The organism is Serratia marcescens subsp. marcescens ATCC 13880, assembly GCF_017299535.1.
In the GTDB taxonomy this organism is placed as follows: Bacteria; Pseudomonadota; Gammaproteobacteria; order Enterobacterales; family Enterobacteriaceae; genus Serratia; species Serratia marcescens.
Genome location: NZ_CP071238.1, coordinates 1,063,981 through 1,085,947 on the forward strand (window position 1 = coordinate 1,063,981; position 21,967 = coordinate 1,085,947).

22 protein-coding genes are annotated in these 21,967 nt (G+C 58.6%); 8 read left to right on the forward strand and 14 right to left on the reverse strand.

Annotation, left to right across the window (positions count from 1 at the left end; all coding sequences use genetic code 11):
* Positions 1-94 precede the first annotated feature (94 nt).
* Genes ribH through pgpA form a run of 4 tightly spaced genes read left to right on the forward strand, consistent with a single transcriptional unit; the run spans position 95 to position 2,533 of the window.
* Complete coding sequence (gene ribH / locus J0F90_RS04960) at positions 95-565, forward strand: 6,7-dimethyl-8-ribityllumazine synthase (RefSeq protein ID WP_004940385.1); 471 nt, start codon at positions 95-97, stop codon at positions 563-565.
* Positions 566-585: 20 nt separating this feature from the next.
* Complete coding sequence (gene nusB, locus J0F90_RS04965) at positions 586-1,002, forward strand: transcription antitermination factor NusB (protein WP_004940384.1); 417 nt, start codon at positions 586-588, stop codon at positions 1,000-1,002.
* 51 nt (positions 1,003-1,053) lie between these two features.
* Positions 1,054-2,046: a thiamine-phosphate kinase gene (gene thiL / locus J0F90_RS04970; protein WP_016928872.1), complete on the forward strand. Its 993-nt coding sequence runs from the start codon at positions 1,054-1,056 to the stop codon at positions 2,044-2,046.
* The gene (gene pgpA, locus J0F90_RS04975; RefSeq protein WP_016928871.1) at positions 2,039-2,533 is read left to right on the forward strand and encodes a phosphatidylglycerophosphatase A; all 495 of its coding nucleotides are present in this window, start codon (positions 2,039-2,041) and stop codon (positions 2,531-2,533) included. Before thiL ends, pgpA begins: the two co-directional genes overlap by 8 nt.
* A 33-nt stretch (positions 2,534-2,566) precedes the next feature.
* Here pgpA and J0F90_RS04980 read toward each other — a convergent pair whose 3' ends face one another.
* From J0F90_RS04980 to xseB, 4 genes are all read right to left on the reverse strand, one after another.
* A complete protein-coding gene (locus J0F90_RS04980; protein ID WP_016928870.1) occupies positions 2,567-3,541 on the reverse strand; it encodes an aldo/keto reductase in 975 nt (324 codons plus the stop codon).
* A gap of 106 nt (positions 3,542-3,647) precedes the next feature.
* Positions 3,648-5,513 (reverse strand): 1-deoxy-D-xylulose-5-phosphate synthase, encoded by a 1,866-nt coding sequence (gene dxs, locus J0F90_RS04985; protein WP_033641152.1) that lies wholly within the window; start codon positions 5,511-5,513, stop codon positions 3,648-3,650.
* Between the two features lie 34 nt (positions 5,514-5,547).
* Positions 5,548-6,468 carry a (2E,6E)-farnesyl diphosphate synthase gene (gene ispA / locus J0F90_RS04990; RefSeq protein WP_033641151.1) on the reverse strand — a complete coding sequence of 307 codons (921 nt, stop codon included), beginning with the start codon at positions 6,466-6,468 and terminating at the stop codon, positions 5,548-5,550.
* Positions 6,469-6,473: 5 nt separating this feature from the next.
* Positions 6,474-6,737, reverse strand: a complete 264-nt coding sequence (gene xseB / locus J0F90_RS04995) for an exodeoxyribonuclease VII small subunit (RefSeq protein WP_015376838.1) — start codon at positions 6,735-6,737, stop codon at positions 6,474-6,476.
* 160 nt (positions 6,738-6,897) lie between these two features.
* Between xseB and thiI the strand changes: the two genes are divergently transcribed.
* On the forward strand, positions 6,898-8,346 hold the full coding sequence (gene thiI, locus J0F90_RS05000; protein ID WP_004940377.1) for a tRNA uracil 4-sulfurtransferase ThiI: 1,449 nt from the start codon (positions 6,898-6,900) through the stop codon (positions 8,344-8,346).
* A gap of 66 nt (positions 8,347-8,412) precedes the next feature.
* On the opposite strand, the gene yajL is transcribed toward thiI, so the two are convergent.
* Positions 8,413-9,003, reverse strand: coding sequence for a protein deglycase YajL (gene yajL, locus J0F90_RS05005; RefSeq protein ID WP_033641150.1), 591 nt, complete (start codon positions 9,001-9,003; stop codon positions 8,413-8,415).
* A complete protein-coding gene (gene panE, locus J0F90_RS05010) occupies positions 8,966-9,877 on the reverse strand; it encodes a 2-dehydropantoate 2-reductase (protein WP_033641148.1) in 912 nt (303 codons plus the stop codon). Before panE ends, yajL begins: the two co-directional genes overlap by 38 nt.
* Positions 9,878-10,059: 182 nt before the next feature.
* On the opposite strand from panE, the gene J0F90_RS05015 reads away from it, so the two are divergent.
* On the forward strand, positions 10,060-10,551 hold the full coding sequence (locus tag J0F90_RS05015; RefSeq protein WP_004940373.1) for a YajQ family cyclic di-GMP-binding protein: 492 nt from the start codon (positions 10,060-10,062) through the stop codon (positions 10,549-10,551).
* A 34-nt stretch (positions 10,552-10,585) separates the two neighbouring features.
* Here the strand turns inward: J0F90_RS05015 and J0F90_RS05020 are convergent, their stop codons facing one another.
* From J0F90_RS05020 to J0F90_RS05055, 8 genes are all read right to left on the reverse strand, one after another.
* The gene (locus J0F90_RS05020; RefSeq protein WP_033641147.1) at positions 10,586-11,950 is read right to left on the reverse strand and encodes an MFS transporter; all 1,365 of its coding nucleotides are present in this window, start codon (positions 11,948-11,950) and stop codon (positions 10,586-10,588) included.
* A 198-nt stretch (positions 11,951-12,148) separates the two neighbouring features.
* Entirely contained in the window at positions 12,149-13,039 is an 891-nt protein-coding gene (gene cyoE / locus J0F90_RS05025; protein ID WP_015376842.1) for a heme o synthase, read from the reverse strand.
* Positions 13,040-13,056: 17 nt separating this feature from the next.
* Positions 13,057-13,395, reverse strand: coding sequence for a cytochrome o ubiquinol oxidase subunit IV (locus J0F90_RS05030; protein ID WP_016928864.1), 339 nt, complete (start codon positions 13,393-13,395; stop codon positions 13,057-13,059).
* Positions 13,395-14,009 (reverse strand): cytochrome o ubiquinol oxidase subunit III, encoded by a 615-nt coding sequence (locus tag J0F90_RS05035; RefSeq protein ID WP_004940367.1) that lies wholly within the window; start codon positions 14,007-14,009, stop codon positions 13,395-13,397. The genes J0F90_RS05030 and J0F90_RS05035 overlap by 1 nt, the downstream gene beginning before the upstream one ends.
* Positions 13,999-15,990 carry a cytochrome o ubiquinol oxidase subunit I gene (gene cyoB, locus J0F90_RS05040; protein WP_004940366.1) on the reverse strand — a complete coding sequence of 664 codons (1,992 nt, stop codon included), beginning with the start codon at positions 15,988-15,990 and terminating at the stop codon, positions 13,999-14,001. The genes J0F90_RS05035 and cyoB overlap by 11 nt, the downstream gene beginning before the upstream one ends.
* Positions 15,991-15,993: 3 nt before the next feature.
* Positions 15,994-16,944, reverse strand: a complete 951-nt coding sequence (gene cyoA / locus J0F90_RS05045) for a cytochrome o ubiquinol oxidase subunit II (protein WP_004940365.1) — start codon at positions 16,942-16,944, stop codon at positions 15,994-15,996.
* Positions 16,945-17,384: 440 nt separating this feature from the next.
* Positions 17,385-18,863: a muropeptide MFS transporter AmpG gene (ampG, locus tag J0F90_RS05050; protein ID WP_033641146.1), complete on the reverse strand. Its 1,479-nt coding sequence runs from the start codon at positions 18,861-18,863 to the stop codon at positions 17,385-17,387.
* 51 nt (positions 18,864-18,914) lie between these two features.
* The gene (locus J0F90_RS05055; protein WP_004940363.1) at positions 18,915-19,493 is read right to left on the reverse strand and encodes a lipoprotein; all 579 of its coding nucleotides are present in this window, start codon (positions 19,491-19,493) and stop codon (positions 18,915-18,917) included.
* 314 nt (positions 19,494-19,807) lie between these two features.
* On the opposite strand from J0F90_RS05055, the gene bolA reads away from it, so the two are divergent.
* Together bolA and tig are read left to right on the forward strand one after the other, a co-directional pair.
* Entirely contained in the window at positions 19,808-20,122 is a 315-nt protein-coding gene (bolA, locus tag J0F90_RS05060) for a transcriptional regulator BolA (protein WP_004940361.1), read from the forward strand.
* 367 nt (positions 20,123-20,489) lie between these two features.
* Positions 20,490-21,794 (forward strand): trigger factor, encoded by a 1,305-nt coding sequence (tig, locus tag J0F90_RS05065; protein WP_033641145.1) that lies wholly within the window; start codon positions 20,490-20,492, stop codon positions 21,792-21,794.
* Positions 21,795-21,967: the final 173 nt, after the last annotated feature.

A 21,967-nucleotide genomic window follows, 5' to 3' on the forward strand; every position in this document is an offset into this window, starting at 1 on the left:
GCGCCGGTTTTACAAAAGCGCCGCGCAGGCGATGAAAGAATATGATAGAATCCGCCCCCCTGCGGGGTATTGAACCCATTTTTAAGGAAAGCCCATGAAAGTTATCGAAGGTGTTGTTGCTACTCCAAATGCCCGTGTGGCGATCGCAATTGCACGTTTTAACAATTTCATCAACGACAGCCTGCTGGAAGGCGCCATCGACGCGCTGAAACGCATTGGTCAGGTTGCTGACGACAACATCACCGTTGTCTGGGTCCCGGGCGCTTACGAGCTGCCGCTGACGGCGAGCGTATTGGCCAAAACCGGCAAATACGACGCGGTTATCGCGCTGGGCACCGTTATCCGCGGGGGCACCGCGCACTTCGAATATGTGGCGGGCGAAGCCAGCTCCGGCATCGGCAACGTTGCGATGAATGCCGAAATCCCGGTTGCCTTTGGCGTGCTGACCACCGAAAGCATCGAACAGGCGATCGAACGCGCCGGCACCAAAGCGGGCAACAAGGGCGCTGAAGCCGCGTTGACCGCACTTGAAATGATTAATGTTATCAAAGCTATTAAAGCCTGAATTTAGTTAAGGGGAATTCCGTGAAACCTGCTGCTCGTCGCCGCGCTCGTGAGTGCGCTGTTCAAGCGCTTTACTCTTGGCAGTTGTCTAAAAACGACCTTGCCGATGTTGAACACCAGTTCCTGACGGAGCAGGATGTCAAAGATGTTGACGTCGCCTATTTTCGCGAGTTGCTGTCCGGCGCGGCAGTGAATGCAGGTATGCTGGACGAACTGATGGCGCCTTACCTGTCGCGTCAGCTCGAAGAGCTGGGCCAGGTGGAGCGCGCGGTGCTGCGCGTCGCGCTGTTTGAACTGAAGATGCGCGAGGATGTCCCTTACAAAGTGGCGATCAACGAAGCGATCGAGCTGGCGAAAACCTTCGGCGCGGAAGACAGCCACAAGTTTGTGAACGGGGTGCTGGATAAAGTGGCGCCAACCCTTCGCAAGAAAAAGTAAAACATTAAGGCCGGCATTCCCGGCCTTAATTTCTTCTCGTGGAATATCGATATGGCATGCGGCGAATTTGACCTCATTGCCCGCTATTTTGACCGGTTTAAGCGCGTGCGCCGGGATGTACAGTTGGGCATTGGAGATGACTGCGCACTGCTGGCAGTGCCGGAAAAACAGCTGGTGGCCGTCAGTACCGATACGTTGGTGGCGGGCGTGCACTTCTTGCCGGATATCGATCCGGCCGATCTCGGTTATAAAGCGCTGGCGGTCAATCTGAGCGATCTGGCGGCGATGGGCGCCGATCCGGCGTGGCTCTCGCTGGCCCTGACCCTGCCCGAGGTGAACGAACCCTGGCTGAAGGCCTTCAGCGACAGCCTGTTTGATCAGCTCAACTATTACGGCATGCAGCTGATCGGCGGCGATACCACGCGCGGCCCGCTGAGCATGACGTTGACCATTCAGGGCTTGATCCCGGCCGGCCGGGCGTTGACCCGCAGCGGCGCGCGCATCGGCGACTGGATCTACGTGACCGGCACGCTGGGCGACAGCGCCGCCGGTCTGGCGATCCTGCAGGATCGCCTGGCGGTGCCGGATGCGGCGGCGCGCGATTACCTGCTCGCTCGCCATCTGCGGCCGCAGCCGCGGGTGCTGCAGGGGCAGGCGCTGCGGGATCTGGCCAGCTCGGCGATCGACATCTCCGACGGCCTGATTTCCGATCTGAAACACATCCTGAAGGCCAGCGACTGCGGGGCGCGCATCGTGCTGGACGAGCTGCCGATGTCGCAGGCGCTGAGCAGCCACACCGACGCCGAGCAGGCGCTGCGCTGGGCGCTGGCGGGCGGCGAAGATTACGAGCTGTGCTTCACCGTGCCGGAGATCAACCGCGGCGCGCTGGAAGTGGCGCTGAGCCACCTCGGCGCCGACTACACCTGCATCGGCCAAATTGGTCCGCTGTCTGAAGGCATCCGCTATTATCGCGACGACGAAGCGGTAGAGCTGGACTGGGCCGGGTTCGATCATTTCAATGCGGAGCCGGGCACCCATGGATGAAGCCAAGCGTCGGCTGCGGATGAGCAATCCGTGGCACCTGCTGGCCACCGGTTTTGGCAGCGGTTTGTCGCCGGTGATGCCGGGCACCATGGGATCGCTGGCGGCGATCCCGTTCTGGCTGCTGCTGATCCAGCTGCCGTGGCAGCTCTACTCGCTGGCGGTGATGTTCAGCATCTGTATCGGCGTCTATATTTGCCACCGCACGGCAAAAGACATGAAGGTGCACGATCACGGCAGCATCGTCTGGGATGAGTTCGTCGGCATGTGGATCACGCTGATGGCGCTGCCGATCAACGACTGGCGCTGGGTCGCCGCCGGTTTCGTCATCTTCCGCATTCTGGATATGTGGAAGCCGTGGCCGATCCGCTGGTTCGACCGCAACGTGCATGGCGGCATGGGCATCATGGTCGACGATATCATCGCCGGCGTGCTGTCCGCCGGCATCATCTACCTGATTGGCCACCACTGGCCTATCGGGCTGTTCTGACAGACGGGCGCGCTTCTTCGCGCCCGCTTCTCTTTATTCAAACCCTGTCACCCGGTGCGGCACGTAGGCCGTCTCCAGTTCCGCCACCTCTTGTGGCGACAAACTCAAATCGACCGCGGCGATGGCGTCATCCAACTGCTCGCTGCGTGAAGCGCCGACGATCGGCGCGCTGACCGTCGGTTTGTTCAGCAGCCAGGCCAGCGCGATCTGCGCGCGTGAAACGCCACGTTCGTCGGCGAGGCTGGCGACGCGCTCGGCGATGATGGCGTCGATGCCTTCAGTGTCCTCGTACAGGCTCTTGCCGAACTGGTCGGAGACCAGCCGCGCGGTGGTTTCGCCCCAGGGGCGGGTCAGGCGGCCGCGCGCCAGCGGGCTCCACGGCAGCACGGCGATGCCTTCGGCGGCGCATAGCGGGTGCATCTCGCGTTCTTCTTCGCGCTGGATCAGGTTGTATTGATCCTGCATGCTGACAAAGCGCGTCCAGCCGTGCAGATCGGCGGTATACAGCGCTTTGGCGAACTGCCAGGCGTACATCGAGGAGGCGCCGATGTATCGCGCTTTACCGGCTTTCACCACGTCATGCAGCGCTTCCAGCGTCTCTTCCAGCGGCGTTTCGTAATCCCAGCGATGGATCTGCAGCAAATCGACATAGTCGGTGCCCAGACGCCGCAGGCTGTCGTCGATGGACTGCATGATCTTGGCGCGCGACAAACCGCGCTCCAGGTTGCTCAGTGGGAAATAGACCTTGGTGGCGATCACCACGTCCTCGCGGCGCGCATAGTCGCGCAGCGCCCGACCGAGGATCTCCTCGCTGCTGCCGTCGGAATAGCTGTTGGCGGTGTCGAAAAAGTTGATGCCGGCTTCCAGCGCCTGTTTCAGCAGCGGGCGGCTGCTCTCTTCCGGCAACGTCCAGGCGTGATTGCCGCGATTCGGTTCGCCGTAGGTCATGCAACCCAGGCAGATGCGCGAAACGTTCAGATCGGTGTTGCCCAATTTCAGGTACTTCATGTTTGCCTCCCATTCACAGCTCAGACAGTAACTGTAGCGCGGATCCCGGAGGGCGGAAACGAAAACGCCTCCGAGAGCGGAGGCGTTTTTTCAGGCGCTGGGGGGATTACTGCGCCAGCCAGGTTTCGATTTGGCGCTGAATGCCGGCGGCGTCCAGCCCCAGATCGGCGCGCAGCTCTTCCTGGCTGCCCTGCGAGACGAAGCTGTCAGGCAGGCCGAGGTTCAGCACCGGCACCGGTCGGCGTTTGGCCATCAGCAGTTCGTTGACGCCGCTGCCGGCGCCGCCCATGATGGCGTTCTCTTCCAGCGTCACCAGCGTTTCATGGCTGGCGGCCAGCTCGAGCACCAACTGCTCGTCCAGCGGCTTGACGAAGCGCATGTCGACCAGCGTGGCGTTGAGCGTTTCCGCCGCTTGCGCGGCCTCCGGCAGCAGAGTGCCGAAGTTGAGAATGGCGATCTTTTCCCCCTGGCGGCGCACCACGCCTTTGCCGATCGGCAGCATGCTGAGCGGCTCCAGCGCCGCGCCGGTGCCGGTGCCGCGCGGATAGCGCACGGCGCTCGGGCCGGCATTGTAGTGATAGCCGGTATACAGCATCTGGCGGCATTCGTTTTCGTCGCTCGGCGTCATGATCACCATGGTCGGGATGCAGCGCATGAACGACAGATCGAACGCCCCCTGGTGGGTCTGGCCGTCGGCGCCGACGATGCCGCCGCGATCGATGGCGAACATCACCGGCAGGTTCTGGATCGCCACATCGTGGATCAGCTGATCGTAGGCGCGTTGCAGGAAGGTGGAATAGATCGCCACCACCGGCTTGTAGCCGCCGATCGCCAGCCCGGCGGCGAAGGTGACCGCGTGCTGCTCGGCGATCGCCACATCAAAATATTGCTGCGGGTAGTCGCGGGAGAACTGCACCATGCCGGAGCCTTCGCGCATCGCCGGCGTGATCGCCATCAGCGAGCTGTCTTTGGCGGCGGTTTCACACAGCCAGTCGCCGAAGATTTTCGAATAGGTCGGCAGACCGCCGGCGCTTTTCGGCAGCGTGCCGCTGGCGGGATCGAACTTCGGCACCGCGTGGAAGCTGATCGGATCCTTCTCCGCCGGCGCGTAGCCACGGCCTTTCTTGGTCATGATGTGCAACAGCTGCGGGCCTTTCAGATCGCGCATGTTTTTCAACGTGGCGACCAGCCCCTGCACGTCGTGCCCGTCTACCGGGCCGATGTAGTTGAAGCCCAGCTCTTCGAACAGCGTGCCCGGCACCACCATGCCTTTCAGGTGCTCTTCGGTGCGTTTCACCAGCTCCTTGATCGGCGGCACGCCGGCCAGCACTTTCTTGCCGCCTTCGCGCAGGGTGGAATAAAGCTTGCCGGACAGCAGCTGCGCCAGATGGTTGTTCAGCGCGCCGACGTTTTCCGAGATCGACATCTCGTTGTCGTTCAGCACCACCAGCATGTCCGGATTGATGTCGCCGGCGTGGTTCATCGCTTCGAACGCCATGCCGGCGGTGATGGCGCCATCGCCGATCACGCACACCGTGCGGCGGCCTTTGCCTTCACGCTCCGCCGCCACCGCCATGCCGAGGCCGGCGCTGATCGAGGTTGACGAATGGCCGACCGACAGCACGTCGTATTCGCTTTCGGCGCGCCACGGGAAGGGGTGCAAGCCGTTCTTTTGCCGGATAGTGGCGATCCGGTCGCGGCGACCGGTCAGAATTTTGTGCGGGTAGGCCTGGTGGCCGACGTCCCACACCAGATGATCGAACGGCGTGTTGTAGACGAAATGCAACGCCACCGTCAGTTCGACGGTACCCAGCCCGGAGGCAAAGTGGCCGCTGGAGCGACTGACGCTGTTCAGCAGATATTGCCGCAGCTCATCGCACAGCTTCGGCAAGCTCTCTTTGGGCAGTGAGCGGAGTTCCTCGGGGTTTTCCGCTAGCGCCAGGGTTGGGTATTTGGCTATATCAAGACTCATTCGATACTCATATCAGAGGAGTTAACGTCACACGTTAATTGTCGCGTTCAATAATGAAGCTGGCTAACGCTCGCAATGGCGCTGTGTTATAAGATTGCGCTGCCAAAGTGTCTAATGCAGCTAATGCTTCCTGATAGAGATCCCACGCTTTTGCTTTCGCGCTGTCAAGCCCGAGTAACGCCGGGTAGGTACTCTTTCCGTGCTGTTGGTCCGCTCCCTGGCGCTTGCCGATCTTTTCAGTCTCGCCGACAACGTCCAAAATGTCATCCTGCACCTGGAACGCCAGGCCGACCGCGGCGGCGTAACGATCCAGCTGCGGCAGCGCCGCTCGCCCGGCTTCGCCTGCGCTCAGCGCGCCCAGGCGCACCGCCGCGCGGATCAGCGCGCCGGTTTTGTGGCGGTGGATCTGTTCCAGCGCCTGCAGATCAACGTGCTTGCCTTCAGCTTCCAGATCCAGCGATTGGCCGCCGCACATGCCGGCGACGCCGCTGGCTGCTGCCAGTTCGGAAACCATCGCCAGCCGATCGCGCAGCGCCACGTCAGGCATTTCGGCATCGGCCAGGATCGAAAACGCCAGCGTTTGCAGCGCATCGCCGGCCAGGATCGCGTTGGCTTCACCGAATTTAATGTGGCAGGTCGGCTGGCCGCGGCGCAGATCGTCGTCGTCCATCGCCGGCAGATCGTCATGGATCAGCGAGTAGGCGTGAATGCATTCCACCGCCGCCGCCGGCGCGTCCAGGTTAGCCAGCGACACGCCGAACATCTGGCCGGTGGTATACACCAGGAACGGGCGCAGGCGCTTGCCGCCCAGCAAGGCGCCATGACGCATCGCCGCCACCATGTTGCCGTCGTTGAACGGCAGCGGGGCGATGAAGTCCAGCAGCGCGCGATCGGCGCGCTGGCGGAAAATCTGCAGTTGATCGGCAAAAGCGGCCGATGGGGCGATCTCAGACATGTCGGTTACTCGGCATCCGGTGTGAAAGGCGCCAGCGCCGCATCGTCGGCGCTGTCGTTAAGAAGTATCTGCACACGCTGTTCCGCCTGTTGCAGTTTCTGCTGGCCTTGGCGCGCCAGCTGCACGCCGCGTTCGAATTCGTTCAGCGCGTCTTCCAGCGGCAGTTCGCCCGACTCCAGACGCGTCACGATGCTTTCCAGCTCGCCGAGGGCGCTTTCAAAGCTGGCTGTTTGCTCTGTACTGGCTGATTGTGCTGGTTTTTTCGGCATAATTTTCTTTTTACGTCATCATGTGAACCGTGGCGCCAGAGCCTATCCTAGCGGATCTTGATTAGCAAATCATGGCGCTCATGTGTGGTTTTGTGCGCAGAGCGCGGTGATATGGTGATATACTCCGCGCCGTAATTCTTATCTGACAACAAAGACCGCCATGAAGTTTATCATTAAATTGTTCCCGGAAATCACCATCAAGAGCCAATCTGTGCGCTTGCGCTTTATCAAGATTCTCTCGACCAATATTCGCAACGTCCTGAAGCAGTATGATGAAACGCTGGCGGTCGTCCGTCACTGGGATCATATCGAAGTTCGCGCCAAAGATGAAAACCAGCGGCCGATCATCGCCGACGCGCTGACGCGCATTCCCGGCATCCACCATATTCTGGAAGTGGAAGATCGCGCTTACACCGACATCCATCACATCTTCGAGCAGACGCTGGAAGCCTACCGCGCCCAGCTGGAAGGCAAAACCTTCTGCGTGCGCGTCAAGCGCCGCGGCAAGCAGGCGTTCAATTCGCAGGACGTGGAGCGTTATGTCGGCGGCGGCCTGAACCAGCATATCGAGAGCGCGCGCGTTAATCTTACCCGCCCGCAGGTCACGGTAAATCTGGAGATTGAAGACGACAAGCTGATGCTGGTCAAACGCCGCCTCGAAGGCATCGGCGGTTACCCGGTCGGCACTCAGGAAGACGTGATGTCGCTGATTTCCGGCGGTTTCGACTCGGGCGTGTCCAGCTATATGCTGATGCGTCGCGGCTGCCGCGTGCACTTCTGCTTCTTCAATCTGGGCGGCGCCGCGCACGAGATCGGCGTGAAGCAGGTGGCGCACTATCTGTGGAACCGCTTCGCCAGTTCGCACAAGGTGCGCTTCGTCGCCATCGACTTCGAACCGGTGGTGGGCGAGATCCTGGAGAAGGTCGACGACGGCCAGATGGGCGTGGTGCTCAAGCGCATGATGGTGCGCGCCGCTTCGCAAGTGGCCGAACGCTACGGCGTGCAGGCGCTGGTAACCGGTGAAGCGCTGGGGCAGGTGTCCAGCCAGACGCTGACCAACCTGCGCTTGATCGATAACGCGTCCGACACCCTGATCCTGCGTCCGCTGATCTCGCACGATAAAGAGCACATCATCAAACTGGCGCGTGAAATCGGCACCGAAGACTTCGCCAAAACCATGCCGGAATACTGCGGCGTGATTTCGAAGAGCCCGACGGTAAAAGCCGTCAAGGCCAAGATCGAAGAGGAAGAGAGCCACTTCGATTTCAGCATTCTCGATCGGGTGGTGAGCGAGGCGAAGAACGTTGATATTCGCTCCATCGCCGAGCAGGCGCAGGAGCAGGTGACCGAGGTAGAAACCGTTGCGGCCTTCGGCGCCGATGAGGTGATCCTGGATATCCGTTCCAACGACGAGCAGGAAGAGAAGCCGCTGCAGCTGGAACAGGTTGAAGTGAAAGCGTTGCCGTTCTACAAGCTGAGCACCCAATTCGGCGATCTGGACCAAAGCAAAACCTACCTGCTGTACTGCGAGCGCGGCGTGATGAGCCGTCTGCAGGCGTTGTACCTGCTGGAGCAGGGCTTCAGCAACGTGAAGGTTTATCGCCCGTAACGCGCGGAGCGCCATAAACGAGAAGGGCTGAACCGATGTTCAGCCCTTTTTTTATCGGCAAGCCGCTCAGTCGCGGAAATCGTACATTCCCGGGATCAGCACCAGCTGCGCGGCGATCTCCGCCGCTTTGGCCTTGCCGAGCAGCAGGTCTATCAGCTTCAGCGCGAACTCCATCGCGGTGCCCGGCCCCTGGCTGGTGAGCAGGTTGACGCGCGCGTCGTACACCACGCGGCGCTCCATCCATTTTTCCGCCGGTATCTGGTCTTTCAGGCCCGGGAAGCCGGTCATGTTGCCGACCGGGAACAGATCGTGGTGCTGCAGCACCAGCGCCGGCGCCGCACAGATGGCGGCGACGATGTTCCCCTGCAGGTGCATCTGCCGCACTTTTTCCACCAGCAACGGGCTGTCGCGGAAGCATTCTGCGCCTTTCAGGCCGCCGGGCAGCACGATGGCGTCGAAAGGCTCATCGACGATCGCCACCAGCGGCGCATCGGCCAGCAGTTTGACGCCGCGCGAACAGACGATAGTCAGCTCGCCGTCGCCGGCGACGCTGGCGGTAGTGACTTTTACGCCCGCCCGCACCAGCAGATCGATGGTGGTGACGGCTTCGGTTTCTTCGCTACCAGGTGCCAGGCAAACCAGCGCCGATACGCTCATATTCATTTTCCTTTCGTTTAATCAATTCAAACAGCCGCGCATTCTCCGGCAGCGTGAGGCCGTGGCTGCGCGCGCGGCGCAGCAGGTAGCCGGTGATGTAGTCGATCTCGGTGTGTCGCTGGCTGCGGATATCCTGCAGCATCGACGAAACGTTGTCGGCGGTGCTGTGGATCACGTCCATCACATATTGCATCAGGCCTTCGCAGGAGGTGTGGTAGCCCTCCATCGCCATCACGCTGGCGACTTCACGACACAGCGCTTCGATTTGCTCCGGGTAGCGCTGCAGATCGCCGTTGCGACAGCCGTACAGCGCCGTCAGCGGGTTGATTACGCAGTTGACCGCCAGCTTGCGCCAGTTGGCCGAGGCGATATTGTTGTGCCAGGCAACGTCAGGCAAAGCCTGATGCAGCACTTCCGCCAGGTGGCTGAGCTGTTGGGCGGCCGGCGAGGTTGGGCCGATGTGGGTGATGCCGGTGGCGACGTGGATAATGGTGCTGCCTTCGTGGCGCGCGGCGTGGGTGGTGGTGCCCTGCAGGATGGGCTGGCCGTTTGGCGGCAGTTCCTCCTGGGTGCCCATGCCGTTATGCAACAGCAAAATGGCGCACTGAGGGTTCAGCTTCGGCAGCAGCGCGCTGACCGCACTGGACACCTGCCAGGCTTTCAGCGTCACCAGCAGCAGCTCGCTCTGCGCGAGGTGCTCAGGATCGTTGGTGGGCAAATTGCGATTAAACGAGACGCCTTCCGGCTCGATCACGTTCACGGCGCAAAAAGGCTGCGGCACTCTTAGCCATCCCTGTACATCGTGGCCCTGCTGATACAGCCGGGAGAGCCACAGTTGTCCGAGCGCGCCGCAACCAAGAATGGTTATTTTCATTCAGTCTCCTTGGAAACACGGGAATACCGCTCAATTACCGTGATTTAACTATAGGCTTTATGGCAGCCTGAAGCGCTATCCCTGCGTGCGTTCAGCAGATTTTGTCTGAGGCGGCAAAGCGGTTATCATGCTCGGCATCAAAATCGCCTAAGCTATTAGGCACTCATTCAGGAGGAAGAAGTATGCCATCTTTCGACATCGTTTCCGAAATTGATATGCAGGAAGTGCGTAACGCCGTTGAGAACGCCACCCGCGATCTCGGCACCCGCTGGGATTTTCGCAACGTGCCGGCCAGCTTTGAGCTAAACGAGAAAAACCAAAGCATTAAGGTTGCCACCGAGTCTGATTTTCAGGTGCAGCAGCTGCTCGACATTCTGCGCGAAAAGCTGAGCAAGCGCAGCATCGACGGCGCCGCGCTGGAGATCCCGGAAGAGTTTACCCACAGCGGTAAAACCTACAGCGTGGAAGCCAAGCTGAAGCAGGGGATTGAAACCTCTGTAGCGAAGAAAATCGTCAAGCTGATCAAAGACAGCAAGCTGAAGGTGCAGGCGCAGATCCAGGGCGAAGAAGTGCGGGTGACCGGCAAATCACGCGACGACTTGCAGAGCGTGATGGCGCTGGTGCGCGGCGGCGATCTGGGGCAGCCGTTCCAGTTCAAGAACTTCCGCGATTAATCTCGACGGGGCCGGCATTGCCGGCCCCGTTTCTTTACAGCGAATTGACCAGCGCTTCCAACTGACCGCGATTGGTCTGCTTGGTATCCACCTTGACGTAGGCGCTGCGCTCTTCCGGCACCACGATCGCCTCGGCCACGCCGGGCTGCGCCTTCAGGCGGCTTTCCAGCGCCGAATCCTTCACCGCCAGTTCCGACAGCGTAATGCGCAGGCTGCTGACATACGGCGGCTCTTTCATGGTGCTGCTGATCAGGAACCAGACGGCGGCTAATACCGCGCCGGCGATAAACACCAAGCCTGCCCCCTGCAAACCGTACAGCCAGCCGCCGAGGCTGCCGCCGATCGCCACGCCGATAAACTGGCTGGTGGAGTAGACCCCCATCGCGGTGCCTTTGTAGCCGGCCGGTGACTCTTTGCTGATTAGCGAAGGCAGAATGGCTTCCATCACGTTGAAGGCCATAAAGAACAGCTGTACGCCGGCGATGATGCCCCACAGGTGCGCGCCGGAGAGCCACAGCAGCACTTCGGCGCAGAACAGCACCGCCACGCAGCCCATAAACACCTGCTTCATGCGGCGATACTTTTCGGCATAGATGATGAACGGTACTACGGCGGCGAACGACACCAGCATGGTCACCAGGTAGACGATCCAGTGTTCGCTGGCCGCCAGCCCGGCTTTCTCCATCGCCAGCGGCAGCGCCACGAAGCTCGACATCAGCAGGATATGCAGGCACATGATGCCGACGTTGAGCTTCAGCAGGCGCGAGTTGCTCAGCACTTTGCGGAAGCTGCCGCGCACGATGCTGGACTCGCGGTTCAACAGATGGGTATCGGCGGAAGGCACTACTGCCAGAGTGATGACGATGCCGGCCAGCGCCAGCACGGCGATCATCCAGAACAACGCATGCAGGCCAAAGGCATGAGTGATGATAGGGCCCAGAACCATGGCGATGGCGAAGGTGATGCCAAAGCTGACGCCGATGAACGCCATCGCTTTGGTGCGGTTCTGCTCGCGGGTCAGATCGGAGAGCAGCGCCATTACCGCGGCGGCGATGGCGCCGGAGCCTTGCAACGCGCGGCCGAGGATCACGCCCCAGATAGAGTCAGTGACCGCGGCGATCACGCTGCCGAGGGCAAAAATCAGCAGGCCGCCGACGATCAGCGGCTTGCGGCCGATGCGATCGGACACCAGGCCGAACGGGATCTGAAACACCGCCTGCGCCAGGCCGTAGATGCCGATGGCGATGCCGATCAGCGCTTCGCTGGCGCCGTTGAGCGCCATGCCGTAGGTGGTCAGCACCGGCAATACCATAAACATGCCGAGCATGCGCAGGGAGAATACGGTGCCCAATCCCCAGGTAGCGCGGCGCTCCTGCGGGGTCATTGAATTATCGTTCACATCAAACCTCGGTAAAAACCATGCCATCAGACGTTGAGACAGCGCCTGATGGCATGATTTCTGTAAAGCTGCGTCATTTTAGTGTGCGGGGCAGGGGGGGTAAATCGAATGTTGTTTAACAGATATTACAGTTTGGCCGCTTTTCGGCGTGACAAATAAAATGGGCCGCAAAAGCGGCCCATTCACAGATGATTTGGCTTACCAAACGTAGGTCACCAGCGCTTCAGGCGCCGCCGTGGCGCTGAAGTCGATCGACATCATCACGCTCAGCGAGGTGATGGCGACGATGGAGAACACGAACAGTTTACGCGCCCAGACGCTGTCGTTTTCGGTCTTGTAACCGCGCAGCGCCATGCCCAGCCACCATACGCTCACCGCCGCAGCGACGATCAGGTACTTGTAGCCGGCATAACCTACCAGGGTCAGCATCAGCGTGGCGATCATAAATGCCAGGATGTAGACCGTGATGTGGTTCTTGGCGACGGAAATGCCTTTCACCACCGGCAGCACCGGAATGTTGGCCGCCTGGTAATCTTTAAAGCGGAAGATAGCGATCGCATAAGAATGCGGCATCTGCCACAGGCTAAAGATAGCCAGCAGGATCAACGCGCCGGCGTCGAACTCGTTGGTCACCGCGCAGTAGCCGATAACCGGCGGCGCGGCGCCCGACAGGCTGCCGATCAGCGTGCCGTAGACCGAATGGCGTTTCATGTACAGGCTGTAAACGCCGACATAAACCACGAAGCCCATCACCGCCAGCCACATGGCCAGCGGGTTGGCCGCGATATACAGCAACGCGAAGCCCGCAATACCCAACACGGTCGCATAAACCAGGGTGACACTCGGCGCGATCAGGCCTTTTACCAGCACCCGATTCTTCGTTCTCTCCATTTTCTTGTCGATGTCGCGGTCGATGTAGTTATTAAACACACAGCCCGACGCGACCACCAACGAGACACCCACCAGGGTGGCGAGAAACAGGGGATAGTCGATGCTCCCTTTGGAAGCGAGCAGGAATCCCCCAACGACAGAAATTAAATTGCCGAAAATAATTCCTGGTTTAGTGACTTGCAGGTATTGCTTAATCATCACGTGCAGCTCAGCTCTTAATCGACCATCATATTGATGTTGAGGTTGTACATAATCCAGAGTGAACCTACAACAACGATACCGATGATCATAGCGGTGAACAGCAATGCCACCAGGTTCCAGCGCTCTTCCGATGAGGTGTTCATGTGCAGGAAGTAAACCAGGTGAACAATCACCTGGATAACCGCCATACCGACAACAACCGCCAGGATGGTGGAATGAGAGGCGGAGCCGTTCATTACCATCGCAAATGGAATTACCGTCAGGATGATCGACAGGATAAAGCCGATCAGGTATGACTTCACGCTGCCGTGGCTTGCGCCGCCGTGAGAGGTTTCATGGGATGAATGGCTCATTACATAACCCCCAGCAGGTAGACAACGGTAAATACGCAGATCCAGACCACGTCCAGGAAGTGCCAGAACAGGCTCAGGCACATCAGGCGGGTTTTGTTGGTCGCGGTCAGGCCGAACTTGCTCACCTGAATCATCAGCACGATGATCCAAATCAGGCCGGAAGTCACGTGCAGACCGTGGGTGCCGACCAGCGCGAAGAAGCTGGACAGGAACGCGCTGCGATCCGGACCGAAGCCTTCGGCGATCAGGTGATGGAATTCATAGATTTCCATCGCCACGAAGCCCAGACCAAACAGGAAGGTCAGGAACAACCAGGTGTTTACACCGCCAACTTTACCCTTGTTCATGGCGATCATCGCCATGCCGTAGGTGATGGAGCTGAACAACAGCAGGAAAGTTTCGACCAGGACAAACTTCAGGTCGAAGATGTCTTTGCCTGAGGGACCGCCAGCGGTCCCGTTCACCAGGACTGCATAAGTCGCGAACAAGCTCGCAAACAAAATACAGTCGCTCATCAGGTAGATCCAGAATCCGAAGACTTTGGTCTCTCCCGCGTCGTGGTGCCCATGCTCTGCATGGGCTGCGTTATGATTGGTCAGAGTTTCAGTTGACATGGTTCACGCCTGCTTTACGGATTTGTTCGTAGTGTTGGTTCTCAATGCGCTCGATTTCATCAACCTGCACATAGTAGTCAACATCGTGATCGAAGCTCTTGCCGATCCAGACAACGATCATACCGATGAAGCCGGCCAGAGCCATCCACCAGATTTCCCAAATCATTGCGAAACCGAATACCAGGCTGAAGAAGGCGATGATAACGCCGGCGCCGGTGTTCTTAGGCATATGAATCGGTTCGTATTTAGCCGGTTTCTTATACGCTTCGCCTTTTTCTTTCATGTCCCAGAATTCATCACGGTCATGAATCTGCGGCACTACGGCAAAGTTATAGAACGGCGGTGGAGACGAGGTTGACCACTCCAGAGTACGAGCACCCCATGGGTCACCGGTCAGATCGCGGTTCTGTTCGCGGTCACGGATACTGACGAAGATCTGGGTCAGCTGGCACAGGATGCCGCAGGCGATCAGCGCCGCACCGCCGGCTGCAACCAGCAGCAGAGGGTGGAACTCAGGGTTGATGTTCTGGCTGATACGACGGGTCATGCCCATAAAGCCCAATGCGTACAGCGGCATGAAGGCGGTGAAGAAGCCGATGATCCAGAACCAGAACGCGCGGATGCCCCATTTTTCGTTCAGCGTGAAGCCGAAGGATTTCGGGAACCAGTAGGTCAGGCCCGCGAAGCAACCGAACACCACGCCGCCGATGATGACGTTGTGGAAGTGTGCGATCAGGAACAGGCTGTTGTGCAGCACGAAGTTCGCGCCCGGCACCGCCAGCAGAACGCCGGTCATACCACCCACAGAGAAGGTGATGATGAAGCCAACGGTCCACAGCATCGCGGAGTTGAGCTTGATACGGCCCTGATACATGGTGAACAGCCAGTTGAAGATTTTCACCCCGGTCGGGATGGAAATGATCATGGTGGCGATACCGAAGAAGGCGTTAACGTTCGCGCCGGACCCCATGGTGAAGAAGTGGTGCAGCCAGACGATGAACGACAGAACGGTGATCGCGATGGTTGCCCATACCAGTGAGGTATAGCCGAACAGGCGTTTTCTGGAGAAGGTCGCGGTGACTTCGGAGAACACGCCGAACACCGGCAGAACCAGGATATACACCTCTGGGTGACCCCAGGCCCAAATCAGGTTGATGTACATCATCATGTTGCCGCCCATATCATTGGTGAAGAAATGGGTGCCCAGATAGCGATCCAGGGTCAGCAGCGCGATGGTGACGGTCAGAATTGGGAAAGAAACGATGATCAGGACGTTGGTACACAGCGCCGCCCAGGTGAACACCGGCATCTTCATCATAGGCATGCCAGGGGCACGCATCTTCAGAATGGTGGCGAAGAAGTTCACGCCGGTCAGCAGGGTACCCAGACCGGAAATCTGCAGACTCCAGATCCAGTAATCGACCCCGACGCCAGGACTGTACTCTTTACCCGACAGCGGCGGATACGCCAGCCAACCGGTCTGAGCGAATTCACCGACCCCCAGGGAGATGTTGATCAGCACAACGCCCACCACGAAGAACCAGAAGCTCAGGGAGTTCAGGAACGGGAAGGCGACGTCGCGCGCACCGATTTGCAGCGGCACCACGACGTTCATCAGGCCGACCACGAAAGGCATCGCCATGAAGAAGATCATGATAACGCCGTGCGCGGTGAAGATCTGGTCGTAGTGGTGCGGCGGCAGGAACCCGGCTTCGCCGGCGGACGCCAACGCCTGCTGGCTACGCATCATGATGGCGTCGGCGAAGCCGCGCAGCAGCATGACCATCGCCACGATGATGTACATGATACCAATTTTTTTATGGTCGACCGAAGTCAGCCATTCGCTCCACAGCCACTTCCATTTGCCGAAATACGTCAGCAGCGCCAGCACTGCCAGGCCCCCGACAATAATTGCGGCTACGGTGACCATGATGATCGGTTCGTGGTACGGAACCGCATCAAGTGTTAATTTTCCCAACATCAGTTATTCCTCGGCTCCGGCGTGAGCAGCATGTTCACCCATGTCCATACCTTGGCTCATGTCCATGCCTTCGTGCGCGCCAGCGCCCTTGTGCATATCCATGTCGCCCATGAATTTGGCAATTGTTTCTTTGAACAAATTCGGTTTGACAGCGGCAAAGTACTCAACCGGGTTGTTTTCACTCGGCTCTGCCAGTTTGTTAAAGTCGTCGGTGGTGTTCAGGTTTTTAGACGATGCCTTCACCTTGGCCACCCACTGATCGAAGTCGCCTTCGGTCGGGGTAACGATCGCGGTGAATTTCATACCGGAGAAGCCTGCGCCGCTGTAGCTGCTGGAGATGCCTTTGTAGGCACCGGCTTCGTTGCCGATCAGGTGCAGTTTGGTCTGCATGCCGGCCATCGCATAAATCTGTCCACCCAACTGCGGGATAAAGAACGAGTTCATTACCGAGTTAGAGGTGATCTTGAATTCGACTGGAACATCTTTCGGGAAAGCCAGCTCATTAACGGTCGCAATGCCTTGTTCCGGGTAGATGAACAGCCATTTCCAGTCGAGCGACACCACTTCGATCGTCATCGGCTTCTTGTCGGTGACAATCGGCTTGAACGGATCGAGTTCGTGGGTGGTCTTCCAGGTAATGGTGCCAAGGATGGCGATGATAATGATAGGAATGGTCCAGACGACCGCTTCGATCTTGTTGGAGTGGGCCCAGTTCGGACTGTACTTGGCGTCTTTGTTGGAAGCGCGATACTTCCAGGCAAAGGCGAACGCCATGAAGATAACTGGCACCACTACGATCAACATCAACGCGATTGCAGTGATAATCAGTGTCCGTTGCTCAACACCAATTGCTCCTTTGGGATTCATCAAAACCATATCGCAGCCACTGAGCAATACAGTGCCTGCGATTAATGACAGCATCCCAATACTTTTATTGTATTTCTTAAGTCTCATCTAACGACCTCAATAACAAAGGCTCAATTGTCGTTTCATGTGTGCGGGCATTTTACGGGAAGGTTGCAGTACTGTAAACATGCTTAAGGGAGTGTCAGCGGCTTGTTGACACTTTCTGTTAAGGGGGTCACAGATGTAACCCTGCGTGACAATTTACCAATGACAACAACGCGTTGGCACGCTGAATCGTGACGAGCAGCCCGTATGTTAAGGAAAACTAAAGGTATGATGAATTTGGCGAAGAAATGCGCGGCGGGGAAATACGCAGAAAAGGTTTATTTAATGTAAAATAATTGTGTCTTAAAGGTGAATTTAATTTTATTTCCGAGCGCGGCAGTCGGATAAAAAAATAATTTCCGCGCCGATTATCTTTTTTTACCGAAATAAATATACCCCCGGATCGCTTTTTTTTCGGCCGGCGAAATCACCGGCCGTTCAGATTATGCCAAACGGGTGCGGCGCAGGGCGAGGTAATCCAACGTACTGCCCATTGCGACGCCGAGCAGGCTCAGCGCGGCGCCGATCTGCAGCAGCCGATCGGCCAACTGCGGGGCCTGCGTCCACTCCAGCGCATTGGCGATAAGCAACAGCAACCACAGGCCCAACAGCGAACAGCCTAGCGTCAGCAAGCGCAGTGCCCAACGGTAAGATTCTGAAAACTCGGTGCGCGGCATAAAATTGCCATGCTGCTGGGTGTGCTCCAGCGTCTGACGACAGATACCGAGCAGCAGCAAGCCGGGCAGGGCAGCGGCGATAGAGAACAGGTAGAACAGCGGCCAACCGTGGGCTTCGACGAACCAGCCGGCGATCGGGCCGACATAGACACGCCCTACGGCGGACAGCGCCGACAGCAGCGCGAACTGGGTGGCGGAGAACGACCGGTTGCACAGCGTCATCAGCAACGCCACGAAGGCCGCGGTGCCCATGCCGCCACACAGATTTTCGAGGAAGATGGCGCTGCCCATGGTGAGCAGGCTCTTGTCGGTCACCGCCAGGATCCAATACCCGAGATTGGAGACCGCCTGCAGGACGCCGAACAGCATCAGCGCGCGGAACAGGCTGAGACGCTGCATCAGCACGCCGCCGAACAGGGCGCCGACGATGGTCGCGAACAGGCCGAGGGTTTTGTTCACCAGCCCGACTTCACCGGCGTCGAACCCCACGCCGCGGATCAGGAAGGTGGTACTCAGGCTGCCGGCGAAAGCGTCGCCCATTTTGTACATCACGATCAGCAGCAGGATCAGCCAGGCGTTGTTGCGGCCGAAGAAGTCGCGCAGCGGCGCGACGACCGCCTGTTCCATGGTGCGCGGCGCCGGGATGTTTTCGTCCGGCTCCGGCGCCAGCAGCGTAGCGGCCACGCCGATCAGCATCAACCCGGCCATCAGCCAGTAGGTAGCTTGCCAGCCGAAATAGCGGTCCGCCAGCCACAGCGCCAGGCCGCCGGAAACCAGCATCGCCAGCCGATAACCCAGCACCGAGATCGCCGCGCCCGTGCCCCGTTCTTCGGCTTTCAGCAGATCGGTTTTATAGGCGTCGAACACGATATCTTGCGAGGCGGAGCAGAACGCCACCAGCACCGCCAACGCCGCCAGCCACCACAGGTGCTGCGCGGGCTGCATAAAGCCCATCGCCACAATCGCCGCCACCAGCAACAGCTGGCTGATCAGCAGCCAACCGCGCCGCCGCCCGAGAAACGGCGGGGTATAGCGGTCCATGAACGGCGACCAGAGGAATTTGAAGACGTAGGCCTGGCCCACCAGCGAGAAGATGCCGATGGTTTTCAGATCGATATTTTCGACGGTCATCCAGGCTTGCAGCGTGCCGGAGGTCAATGCCAGCGGCAGACCCGACGCGAAGCCCAGCAGCAGCAGAATGGCGGAGTTACGCTGGGTGAAGATGTTCAAATAGTGTTTCGACATGAGTTCCCTGTCTGCGCCGCCCGATCCGCCGGGCGGCACAAGGCGCGGCGATTAACGCGCGTTTTGCTTGATGAAATCGTTGACGCTGGTGTCCTGAGCCATGTCGGCGATCACGTCGCCCAGCACGGAGTTGACGGCGTCGGTGATCTTCTCGTTGGTCGCCGTGAAGGCGCCCTGCACGTTATAGGTCGAGCGGTAATTCTTCACCTGCTTGTTGCCGTTCTTCGCCTGGGCGATGATCGAGATGTCGGCTTTGGTGGTGATGTTGTAGCGCAGGTTACCTTCGGCGACGTCCGCGTACAGATTATTGACGACGATTTGCAGCGCCACCGGGCCGTCGGCGCCGATCATGTAGCCACGTGCGCCCATCTGTTTCTCCAGCACTTCCTGCAGCAGGAAACGCAGATCGCGCGATGGCGTCAGCGTGACCAGCTGGCCGTCGCGGTTCACCTTGGCCAGCGCCTGGTCGGTGCGCTGATCCGCGCCGTTGATGCTGACAGTGATGCCCTGCAGGGTAGGATCCTGCTGCGGCAGAACGATTTTCGGCGTGACGTTCAGGGTGTTGCTGCTGGTCGCGCAGCCGGCCAGCAGCAGGGCGGCCAGCAAAGGAAGACAAAGTTTCTTTAACATGTTTTCTGTCTCATTCTCGATGGATTTAGCAATAATCAGAGCGGGATAGCCGACAACAAATTGCCGACATCATAGCATCGCCGCCGTGCGGTGGAAGCGCGGAAGGCGCCTGAGTGACAAATTTTTACCTGCCGTTGATAAAAACACGCTTTTTTGGCCCGCTCAATCGGATAATCCCCCAAGCGGCGGGGATGGCGCTCATCATTTGACCGCAGAAAAGAGAAATTTGTCCCGGCGATGGTCTAAACGGGGGAAAACCGGCTAATATTGAACTAGATGGGCACGGTCCTCTGCCGGTGTTGTAAGGAGATCCTATGATTCGCGAGCAAATAGAAGCAAAGTTAAGGGCGGCGTTTGAGCCCGCGTATCTGGAAGTCGTTGATGAAAGCTATCGTCATAACGTTCCGGCGGGTTCAGAAAGCCATTTCAAAGTGGTATTGGTCAGCGATCGCTTCGTCGGCGAACGTTTTTTGACGCGCCACCGCTCCATCTACGGCGTATTGTCGGAGGAGCTGGCGGACGGCGTACACGCGCTGGCGCTGCATACCTATACGCTCAAAGAGTGGGAAGGTCTGCAGGATACCGTGCCGGCCTCGCCGCCGTGCCGCGGCGCGGGCACGCTGGCCTGAGGGGGAAATTTTCAGGTATCAGTGGAACTTTGCCCTTGAATTAGGGTATTACTACTGACGAATTTTGAAACGGCCTGCGGGCCGTTTCTGTTTTTGACGACGACACGGCCGACGCGCAATGTGGCCAACGTTCGGTCTGTTTTGGCGGCCTTTTGGCGATCGAATCGGCAAAAGTGTGAGTTTTAGCGCGCCTGCGCCGCCTAGCTTTCCTCGACTCGCCACGCATGCGCCGCTATAATGTCGCGTCTTATTTTTCCGGAATGGTTTCGGGACGCTTCTGTCATCAGGGAACTCGGTTCTTATCTGTAGCCGTCCTGGTTCTTGGAACGGAGTTGACCGAGCACTGTGATTTTTTTGAGGTAACAAGATGCAAGTTTCAGTAGAAACCACTCAAGGCCTTGGGCGCCGTCTCTCTATTACTGTACCGGCTGATACTATCAAGCAGGCGGTGAAGAAAGAGCTGATCAACGCAGCGAAAAGCGTGCGTATCGACGGCTTCCGCAAAGGCAAAGTGCCGATGAACATCGTGGAACAGCGTTACGGCGCCTCTGTTCGTCAGGACGTGCTGGGCGAAGCGATGCAGCGCAGCTTCGTTGACGCGATCATCAAAGAAAAGATTAATCCGGCCGGCGCACCAAACTACGTGCCGGGCGAGTACAAAGAAGGTGAAGACTTCACTTTCGCCGTTGAGTTCGAAGTGTATCCAGAAGTTGAGCTGAAAGGCCTGGAAAACATCGAAGTTGAAAAACCCGTAGTTGAAGTGAACGACGAAGACGTCGACGCGATGCTGGATACCCTGCGCAAGCAGCAGGCAACCTGGAAAGAAACCGATCGCGCAGCGGAAGCTGAAGATCGCGTGACCGTTGACTTCACCGGTTCTATCGACGGTGAAGAGTTCGAAGGCGGCAAAGCGTCCGACTTCGTGCTGGCAATGGGCCAGGGCCGCATGATCCCAGGCTTCGAAGAAGGTCTGGTTGGTCACAAAGCGGGCGAAGAGTTCTCCATCGACGTGAACTTCCCGGAAGACTACCACGCGGAAAACCTGAAGGGCAAAGCGGCCAAATTCGCTATCGTGCTGAAGAAAGTTGAAGAGCGCGAGCTGCCGGAACTGACCGAAGAGTTCATCAAGCGTTTCGGCGTGGCGGACGGTTCCGTTGCCGGCCTGCGCACCGAAGTTCGCAAGAACATGGAGCGCGAGCTGAAAGGCGCGGTGCGTAACCGCATCAAGTCTCAGGCGATCGACGGCCTGGTGAGCGCGAACGAAATCGACGTGCCTGCTGCCCTGATCGACGGCGAAATCGACGTGCTGCGTCGTCAGGCTGCACAGCGTTTCGGCGGCAACGAGAAGCAAGCGCTGGAACTGCCACGCGAACTGTTCGAAGAGCAAGCGAAACGCCGCGTAGTGGTTGGCCTGCTGCTGGGCGAAGTGATCAGCACCAACGATCTGAAAGCTGACGAAGACCGCGTGAAGACGCTGATCGAAGAAATGGCTTCTGCCTACGAAGATCCAAGCGAAGTCATCGAGTTCTACAGCAAAAACAAAGAGCTGATGAACAACATGCGCAACGTGGCTCTGGAAGAGCAAGCGGTTGAAGCCCTGCTGGCAAAAGCGAAAGTGACTGAAAAATCCACTACCTTCAGCGAGCTGATGAACCAGACTCAACAGGCGTAATGCCGGCGTGCCGGGCGCGATGAACGGCGCCCCCGGTTTCGCCTGGCGAACCGGCGCACGATGAAAAAGCCCGCAACCTCAGGTTGCGGGCTTTTCTTTTTGCCACGTTGCTGATTAATCTCAGGTTAAGCGGGATAATATGCACTATATTTACCCTGTTGCCTGGGGAACTG